At 71.3% G+C, this 1358-nt stretch carries 2 protein-coding genes; both read left to right on the top strand.

Annotated features, from left to right (window positions below):
• Positions 1 to 96: 96 nt before the first annotated feature.
• Entirely contained in the window at positions 97 to 222 is a 126-nt protein-coding gene (locus CS062_RS27220; protein ID WP_259373125.1) for a hypothetical protein, read from the top strand.
• On the top strand, positions 219 to 1265 hold the full coding sequence (gene curA / locus CS062_RS25100; RefSeq protein WP_099864563.1) for an NADPH-dependent curcumin/dihydrocurcumin reductase: 1047 nt from the start codon (positions 219 to 221) through the stop codon (positions 1263 to 1265). The genes CS062_RS27220 and curA overlap by 4 nt, the downstream gene beginning before the upstream one ends.
• Positions 1266 to 1358 lie beyond the last annotated feature (93 nt).

Below are 1358 nucleotides of genomic sequence, written 5' to 3'. Positions count from 1 at the left end.
TTGCGGAACTGGAGTTGAGACCAGATCGTTACCACTATACGAGACAACCTGGCTACGAATTTTTTATTTCAAGCAAGAGCCGGCAACGGATGCAAAATGGGGACTGGAGTTGAGACGTGTGCTCATCCGATCGACGCCAACGCCAACGCCAACGCCAACGCCAACGCCAACGCCAACGCCAACGCCAACGCCAACGCCAACGCCTTGAAGGATCGCTCATGACCACGCCCGTCAACCGCCGCATCGTGCTCGCCGCCCGACCCGCCGGACGCCCGCTGCCGGGGGATTTCCGCCTCGAGACCGTCGCCGTGCCGAGCGTGGGCGCCGGACAGGTGCTGCTGCGCACGCTGTATCTGTCGCTCGACCCCTACATGCGCAACCTGATGGAGGAGATCGGCCCCGGCTACGCGCCGCCGCTCGCCCTCGGCGAGGTCCTGGTCGGCGGCACCGTCAGCCGCGTGGTCGAGTCCCGCCATCCGGACTTCCGCGCCGGCGAACTGGTCCTGGCCCACGCCGGCTGGCAGGACTACGCGCTGTCGGACGGCCAGGACCTGGTGCCGCTGGGCGACGTGGGCCGGCCCTCGCTGGCGCTGGGCGCGGCGGGCATGCCGGGCTTCACCGCGCAGGTCGGCCTGGCCGAGATCGGCCGGCCCCGGGCCGGCGAGACCGTCGTGGTCGGGGCCGCGACCGGCGCGGTCGGCGCGATGGTCGGCCAACTGGCCAGGCGTGCCGGCGCGCGCGTCGTCGGCATCGCCGGCGGCGCGGACAAGGTCCGTCACCTGGTGGAAACCTTCGGCTTCGATGCGGCGGTCGACCGGCGCGATCCGCGCTTCGCCGAGCGTCTGCGCGAGGCCGCGCCGGCCGGCATCGACGTGTACTTCGAAAGCGTTGGCGGCGAAGTGCTCGACGCGGTGCTGCCGCTGCTCAACATCGGTGCGCGGGTGCCGGTGAGCGGCTTCATCGCGCATTACAACGAGGCCGGCGCGGAGGGCGACGCCGCCGCGCCGGACCGGCGGCCGGCGTTGCTGGCGACGCTGCTGCAAAAGCGCGTCCGCATGGAAGGCTTCATCGTGCTGGACCATTACGGCGACGGTCTGTCGCGCTTCAAGGCCTTCCAGCGCGAGATGACCGCCGCCATCGCGGCGGGCGAGGTCCGGGCGCTGGAGCATGTCGTGGACGGGCTCGAGCGCGCGCCCCAGGGCCTGATCGATCTGCTGGATGGGCGCCACCTCGGCAAGGTGGTCGTGGCGGTCGCCGCGCCTTGACCGCATTCATCGCGCCGACGACCTGAGCGCGTCGAGCGCTTGACGGCGGCAGGCGGCGGATGGCGCGCGGCGCGAGGCGGGCGGCGCGCGCAT

The sequence above is a fragment of the Roseateles chitinivorans genome, from assembly GCF_002761755.1.
GTDB lineage: Bacteria > Pseudomonadota > Gammaproteobacteria > Burkholderiales > Burkholderiaceae_C > Roseateles > Roseateles chitinivorans.
This window is presented reverse-complemented; position numbering and strand designations above follow the sequence as displayed.